The sequence below is a fragment of the Burkholderia sp. WTPI3 genome (assembly GCF_021483755.1).
Taxonomy (GTDB): Bacteria; Pseudomonadota; Gammaproteobacteria; order Burkholderiales; family Burkholderiaceae; genus Burkholderia.
Genome location: NZ_JAGIXF010000061.1, coordinates 39,257 through 46,086 on the forward strand (window position 1 = coordinate 39,257; position 6,830 = coordinate 46,086).

The window sequence follows — 6,830 nt, forward strand, 5'->3', positions numbered from 1 at the left end:
TTCGGGCGGACCACGCGTGCGTGGCTCGCGATCGACATCATTCATTTTTACGGAAAGGACATCATCATGACTGCCACTACTTCATCGATCACGGAAGCGTCGACGAGCCGGTTTGCGCGCGTGAAGGACGGTGAGCTCGAACTGCAGATCCATTACAACGACACGGGCGCCGGAGCGACGGGCGACACGGTCGTGATGCTGCACGGCTCGGGGCCCGGCGCGAGCGGCTGGGCGAACTTCAACCGCAACGTCGAACCGCTGGTCGCGGCAGGCTATCGCGTGATCCTGATGGACTGCCCGGGCTGGAGCAAGAGCGATCCGATCGTCTGCACGTCCTCGCGTTCCGAACTGAACGGCCGCGTGCTGAAGGGGCTGCTCGACGTGCTCGATATCGAGCATGTGCATATTCTCGGCAACTCGATGGGCGGGCATAGCGCGGTCGCGTTCGCGCTTGGCAATCCCGGGCGCGTGGGCAAACTCGTGCTGATGGGCGGCGGCACCGGCGGCCCGAGCAATTTCGCGCCGATGCCGACCGAAGGCATCAAGCTGTTGCAGGGGCTGTATCGGGACCCGACGATCGAGAACCTGAAACGGATGATGAACGTGTTCGTCTATGACCCGAGCGCGCTGACAGACGAGCTGATGCAGGCACGCCTCGACAACATGCTCGCGCGGCGCGATCACCTCGAAAACTTCGTGAAGAGCCTCGCGGCCAATCCGAAGCAGTTCACCGACTACGGCCCGCGGTTGGGCGAGATCGCGGCGCCGACGCTCGTGATCTGGGGGCGCGACGATCGGTTCGTGCCGATGGATACCGGCTTGCGGCTGATCGCCGGAATGCAGAACGCTCAACTGCATGTGTTCAACCGGTGCGGGCACTGGGCGCAGTGGGAGCATGCGGATGCATTCAACCGGATGGTGGTCGACTTTCTGCAGAATTGAGTGCCGCGATGCGGGTGTTGCCTGCGAAAGGCCTTTCACCGATTTAGGGCTTGCGCGTCGGCCGGATCGTCGCGCTGGCCTGGATTCGAATCGCAACGATCGTTTCCGGCCGCTTCCGCGGCGGGCCCGCCTCGTGGACTGCGTGGCCAGGTTCAACGGGATCATGCTGGATCGCCTTTCACGCGGCCGCCCATGATCCTGCGCGGCCGCGCACGGTCCGGCCACTTCGAATGCAGTGGGCGCGATCTTTGTCCGCCAGGGCTCCGTGTTCAGTCGTTGCGCCTGAAAGTTGCGCGGCGCATCAGGTCCACCAGGGCGCCGAGTTCCCGCGAATGCGGCTCCGCGCGCGTGACCATCAGCAGATCGATGTGGGGAGCTGGACTGGCGAGCGTGCGGCAGCACATCGATTCGCCAACCAGCGCCTCGACATACGCCGGCAGTAGGGCTACGCCGAGCCCCATCCCGACGAGGTTCAGGTTCAGCAGGATGTTCGTCGCGACCTGCACGACATCCGGGTGGATCCCGTTGTCGGTGAAGTACCGGTCTACGATGTCGTACAGCTGCCCCGCGTAGGCCGGGTTGGTCTGGATGAACGACTGGCCGTCGAGCATTGCGGGTTCGATGTTCGCATGCGCGGCGAGCGGGTGATCGGACCGCATCAGCACGATGAGCGGTTCGGTGAGCACCACTTCCGCATGCAGGTTCGGCGCTTGCACGGGTCTACGCATGAACGCGATGTCGATGTCACCGCGCAGCAGCGCGTCCTCCTGTTCCATCGTCGGCATGCTCCGCAGTTCGACGTGCACGCCGGGACACTGCATCCGCAGCTTTGGCAGGATCGCCGGAAAGATGGCCACCTCCGCTGCTGGCACAAATCCGATTCTCACAGTCAGTGCCTGTCGCCGGCCTGTTTGACGAGCCCGTTCGACAGCGCGATCCGCCTGCGCGAGCACGAGCCGCGCTTCCGCAAGGAACACGTGGCCCGCTTCGGTGAGCTCGACCTTACGCTTCGAGCGCTCGAGCAATTGCGTGCCGACCTCGTCCTCGAGATCGCGAATCTGTTGGCTCAGCGACGGCTGTGCCGTGTGCAGCCGTTGCGCGGCGCGCGTGAAGTTCAGCTCATCGGCGACCGCAACAAAATAACGTAGGTGTCGGAGTTCCATTCGGCTGTCATCGCCAAAACGTCTAACGGCAAACAAACAAACTATTTCACAACGAATGCACGGACGGCGATCATCGTCGCGTGCCTGTCCGTATGGAACGGATGGTGCCACGGAGGAGACGCAAATGACAGAGAAGCTTGACATCGACGCACTCGTCGACGCACGCAACGGCCGCGTGACGTCGTCGATCTATACCGATCCGGCGATCTATGCGCTGGAGCTAGAACGCATCTTCGGCCGTTGCTGGCTGTTCCTCGCGCATGTGAGCCAGATTCCGAGGGCCGGTGATTTCTTCAACACGTACATGGGCGAGGATCCCGTCGTCGTCGTGCGGCAGAAGGACGGCTCGGTGAAGGCATTCCTGAACCAGTGCCGGCATCGCTCGATGCGGGTGAGCTTCGCCGACTCCGGCAATGCGCGCTCATTTACGTGCCCGTATCACGGCTGGTCGTACGGCACGGATGGCACGCTGATCGACGTGCCGCTCGAGGCGCGCGCGTTTCCGCACGGGCTGTGCAAGCAGCATCTCGGGCTGCAGGAAGTCACGCGTGTTGCAATCTACAAGGGGCTGATTTTCGGCAACTGGGACCCCGATGCGCCAGATCTCGACGCCTATATGGGCGACATCGCGTGGTATCTCGATAGCGTGCTGGACCGCCGAGAAGGGGGCACCGAGATCGTCGGCGGCGTGCACAAGTGGGTGATCGACTGCAACTGGAAATTCCCGGCCGAGCAGTTCGCGAGCGACCAGTATCACGCGCTGTACTCGCATGCGTCGGCGATCGAGGTGCTCGGCGCGAAGGCCGGTGCCAGCGACAAGGCTCTCGGTGCGGGGCAGACCGCGCGGCCCGTGTGGGAGACTGCAAAGGACGCGCTGCAGTATGGTCAGGCCGGCCACGGCAGCGGCTTCTTCTTCACCGAGGAGCCGGACGCGAATGTGTGGGTGGACGGCGAAGTGTCCCAGTACTTCCGCGATACGTATGAAGAAGCAAAGGCGCGTCTGGGGGAAGTGCGCGCGCGCCGTCTCGCGGGCCACAACAACCTGTTCCCGACGATGTCCTGGCTGAATGGCACCGCGACGTTGCGTGTGTGGCATCCGCGCGGCCCGAATCAGGTCGAGGTGTGGGCGTTCTGCATCGCGGACAAGGATGCGTCGGACGAAGTGAAGTCGGCGTTCGAGCGCAGCGCGACACGCGCGTTCGGCCCGGCCGGCTTCCTTGAGCAGGACGATTCGGAGAACTGGGTCGAGGTGCAGAAAGTGCTGCGCGGCAGCCGCGCGCGCAAGACGCAGCTCTGCGTCGAAATGGGCCTGGGCGGCGAGCGTGTACGCGCAGACGGCATTCCGGGCATCACCAACTACATCTTCTCGGAAACGGCGGCGCGCGGGATGTACCGCCGTTGGGCCGACCTGTTGCTGTCGGACAGTTGGGACGAAGTCGAGCGCCGGACGCGCGACTATGAACGGGAGTTGCTGAAATGAACGACGCCGTCACGATCGAACGGGTGCCGGTGACACCGGCGCTGCATCACGCCATCACGCAGTTCTTGTATCGCGAGGCCGACTGCCTCGATACATGGCGCTTTCGCGACTGGCTCGCGCTGCTGAGCCACGATGTGCAGTACACGATGCGCACGACCGTCAACGCCCAGACGCGCGATCGCCGCAAGGGCGTGCAGCCGCCCACCACCTGGATCTTCAACGACACGAAGGCGCAGCTGGAGCGCCGCATCGCACGGCTCGAGACGGGCATGGCGTGGGCTGAGGAGCCGCCTTCGCGCACGCGGCATCTGCTCGCGAACGTTCGGGTCGAGCCGGCCGACGCCCACGGAGAATACGACGTGTACGTCAACTATCTGCTGTATCGCTCGCAGAAGGAGCGCGACGAGACGTTCTATGTCGGGGCACGCCGCGACCGCGTGCGTCGTGCGGACGACGTCGGTGGCTGGCACATATGCCGTCGCGAGATCGTTCTCGACCAGGCGGTGCTGTCTTCCCATAACCTCAGTGTGCTCTTTTGATCATGGCTCGAATTCTCGTAGGACCCATCGAAGCGCTCGCCGACGGCGACGCGACGCGCGTAAGCGGTGCACACGGCGCAATCGCGGTGTTTCGCGTGCAGGGTGCGTATTACGCGCTGTCCGATCGCTGCACGCACGGCAACGCGTCCATGTCAGACGGCTATGTCGAAGACGACGCGACAGTCGAATGCCCACTGCATGCCGCGCGCTTTTGCCTGAAGACCGGCGCGGCGCTGTGCCAGCCTGCGACCGACGCGCTGCGTACGTTCCCGATCGTCGTCGACGCAGGTGTGTTGTACGTCGACGAGCCGGAGCTCGCATGAGCTGGCTCGATGGAGAAGTCGCGCTGATCACCGGGGGTGGGTCGGGCCTCGGGCTTGCGCTCGTCGAGCGGTTTCTCGCTGAAGGAGCGCGCGTCGGCGTGCTGGAACGTTTGGCGGACAAGGTCGACGCATTGCACGCGCGCTTCGGTGCGGACATTGAGATCGTGCACGGAGACGTGCGTGTGTATGACGACAACCGTCGCGCGGTCGACGCGACCGTCGCGCGTTTCGGCAAGCTCGATACGTTCATCGGCAACGCCGCGCTGTGGGATCACGGTGCCAGCCTGCTAGGCTTGTCGCCGGAGCGGCTCGATAGCGGATTCGACGAACTGTTCGCGGTCAACGTGAAAGGGTACCTGCTCGGTGCGAAGGCGGCTGCCGGCGCGCTGGTTGCATCGCACGGCAGCATGATCTTCACGCTGTCGAACGCGGCGTTCTATCCGGGTGGCGGCGGTCCGTTGTACACGGCGAGCAAGCACGCGGCGGTCGGTCTGATTCGCGAGCTGGCATACGAGCTTGCGCCGCACGTGCGCGTGAACGGCGTGGGGCCGTGCGGGATGGCGAGCGACCTGCGCGGACCCGACGCACTGGGACAGTCGCAGCAGCGCATCATGGATACGCGGACCCCAGAGGCGATCACCAGTATCCTGCCGCTGCAGTTCTTTCCGGCGCCTGCGGATTTCACCGGACCGTTCGTGCTGCTTGCATCGCGTGCGAACAATCGCACGCTATCCGGCGTGATGATCCAGGCCGACGCGGGGCTCGGCATTCGCGGGATCCGCCATGTCGCAGGGGGCCTCCATGTCTCACATACATGAAGCGGGTGGTGCGGTCAGGGGCGGCGCCTGCGTGATCGTGGGCGCCGGGCAGGCGGGCGCGACTGCGGCAGCCGAGTTGCGGCGGCGCGGCTTCGACGGGCCCGTCGTGCTGATCGGCGATGAACCGCATCTGCCGTACGAGCGACCACCGTTGTCGAAAGAGATGTTGCTGAAACCGGACGGCGCGCGCATTGCGCTTCATCCGGAGACGTTCTACGCTGAACAGCGGATCGAGCTGAGGCTCGGCACGCGCGTCACGGCGATCGATCCGGCGCAACGCACGCTGACGTTCGCCGATGGGACGTCGCTCGGGTTTGGCAAGTTGCTGCTGGCGACGGGTGCACGGGTCAGGAGGCTGCCGATGCTCGACCGGCTGGGTCCTGGTGTGCATACCTTGCGTACGCTTGACGACGCGAAAGCACTGCGTCGAGCGCTTCACGGCGGCATGCGGCTGTTGATCGTCGGCGGCGGCGTGATCGGGATGGAGCTCGCGTCGAGCGCGATCGAGCTTGGCGCGCGGGTGACGGTGATCGAGCAGGCGCCCGACGTGATGGTGCGTTGCGCGCCGCTGCCGGTGCGTTCACATCTGCTCGCGCTGCATCGTGCACGGGGCGTCGATGTGCGGACCGGCGTGAGGCTGCTCGACGCGGCGCGCGACGCCAATGGGTTCGTGTTGACGCTTGAAGATGGCACCGCCGTACGCGGCGATGCCGTTGTCTACGGGATCGGCGTCGAACCGGACGATGCGCTCGCGCGGGACGCCGGCCTGCGCACGGACGGCGCGATTCTCGTCGACCCCGCCTGCCGGACGTCGCATCCAGACATATTCGCAGCCGGCGACAACACAGCCGAAGTCGACCCCCGCGGCGGCCCGCATCTGCGTCAGGAAAGCTGGGACAACGCAAATCGACAGGCCGCGCGTGCGACCTCGGCGATGCTCGGTGAGCCGGACGACTCACCGTACGTGCGGTGGTTCTGGACCGATCAGTGCGGCGTGAACGTGCAGTTTGCTGGCGACATGACAGCGTCCGAATGGATCGAGCGAGGCGATCTCTCCAGATCCACCTGCGTATTGGTTGGGTTGCGCGACGGCGTGGTGACGGCGGGTGTGACGCTCAATCGTGGGCGCGACATGCGCTGCGTACGTACTCTGATCGAGCGACGCGCCGTGCTCCCGGCGGACGTCCTCGGCGATTGTGCGCATGATCTCCGCGCGCTAGCGAATAATGCGTGAAGTAGAACGCGCCCCCGGGCCGGTAGCCCAGCGGCAGTGGCGGCATTTGCCGCGCAGCTTACAGCAAGGTGCGCTCGCTTGCTTGACCTGCGCGACAAGCGGGATCCCGCAGTGAGGCGCGAAGTCAGGAAAGCGAGCTATAGCCTCTTGAATGTGGTCACGTATCTCAACAGTGACGTCGATTCGCTGTGAAGAAAGATGTGCTGCACGGCCTCTTACACAGATGATCTTCTGTTACTGCAAAGTCGTGTTCCCGTAGCCAGTGTGCGAGGTCGACCGATATTATCGGACGTGACCTTTGCGTAGCCTTCTTCGGTCCAGTTTGGAGGGT

General features: G+C 64.6%; 7 protein-coding genes. 6 read left to right on the forward strand and 1 reads right to left on the reverse strand.

Features of this window, described 5'->3' with window-relative positions:
• The first annotated feature begins 66 nt into the window (after window positions 1-66).
• The gene (locus J7024_RS26745; protein WP_124825379.1) at window positions 67-942 is read left to right on the forward strand and encodes an alpha/beta fold hydrolase; all 876 of its coding nucleotides are present in this window, start codon (window positions 67-69) and stop codon (window positions 940-942) included.
• Between the two features lie 269 nt (window positions 943-1,211).
• Here the strand turns inward: J7024_RS26745 and hcaR are convergent, their stop codons facing one another.
• The gene (gene hcaR / locus J7024_RS26750; protein ID WP_233410015.1) at window positions 1,212-2,249 is read right to left on the reverse strand and encodes a DNA-binding transcriptional regulator HcaR; all 1,038 of its coding nucleotides are present in this window, start codon (window positions 2,247-2,249) and stop codon (window positions 1,212-1,214) included.
• On the opposite strand from hcaR, the gene hcaE reads away from it, so the two are divergent.
• From hcaE to hcaD, 5 genes are read left to right on the forward strand one after another with little or no spacing between them, the layout of a single operon-like run.
• The gene (gene hcaE / locus J7024_RS26755; protein WP_234745608.1) at window positions 2,230-3,585 is read left to right on the forward strand and encodes a 3-phenylpropionate/cinnamic acid dioxygenase subunit alpha; all 1,356 of its coding nucleotides are present in this window, start codon (window positions 2,230-2,232) and stop codon (window positions 3,583-3,585) included. The two genes, hcaR and hcaE, sit on opposite strands and share 20 nt — an antisense overlap.
• Entirely contained in the window at window positions 3,582-4,124 is a 543-nt protein-coding gene (gene hcaF, locus J7024_RS26760) for a 3-phenylpropionate/cinnamic acid dioxygenase subunit beta (RefSeq protein WP_124825377.1), read from the forward strand. The genes hcaE and hcaF overlap by 4 nt, the downstream gene beginning before the upstream one ends.
• Before the next feature lie 2 nt (window positions 4,125-4,126).
• Complete coding sequence (hcaC, locus tag J7024_RS26765) at window positions 4,127-4,447, forward strand: 3-phenylpropionate/cinnamic acid dioxygenase ferredoxin subunit (RefSeq protein WP_124825376.1); 321 nt, start codon at window positions 4,127-4,129, stop codon at window positions 4,445-4,447.
• A complete protein-coding gene (gene hcaB, locus J7024_RS26770; RefSeq protein ID WP_234745609.1) occupies window positions 4,444-5,265 on the forward strand; it encodes a 3-phenylpropionate-dihydrodiol/cinnamic acid-dihydrodiol dehydrogenase in 822 nt (273 codons plus the stop codon). The genes hcaC and hcaB overlap by 4 nt, the downstream gene beginning before the upstream one ends.
• 31 nt (window positions 5,266-5,296) lie before the next feature.
• Window positions 5,297-6,499 carry a 3-phenylpropionate/cinnamic acid dioxygenase ferredoxin--NAD(+) reductase subunit gene (gene hcaD, locus J7024_RS26775; protein WP_124825639.1) on the forward strand — a complete coding sequence of 401 codons (1,203 nt, stop codon included), beginning with the start codon at window positions 5,297-5,299 and terminating at the stop codon, window positions 6,497-6,499.
• The last annotated feature ends 331 nt before the right edge of the window (window positions 6,500-6,830 follow it).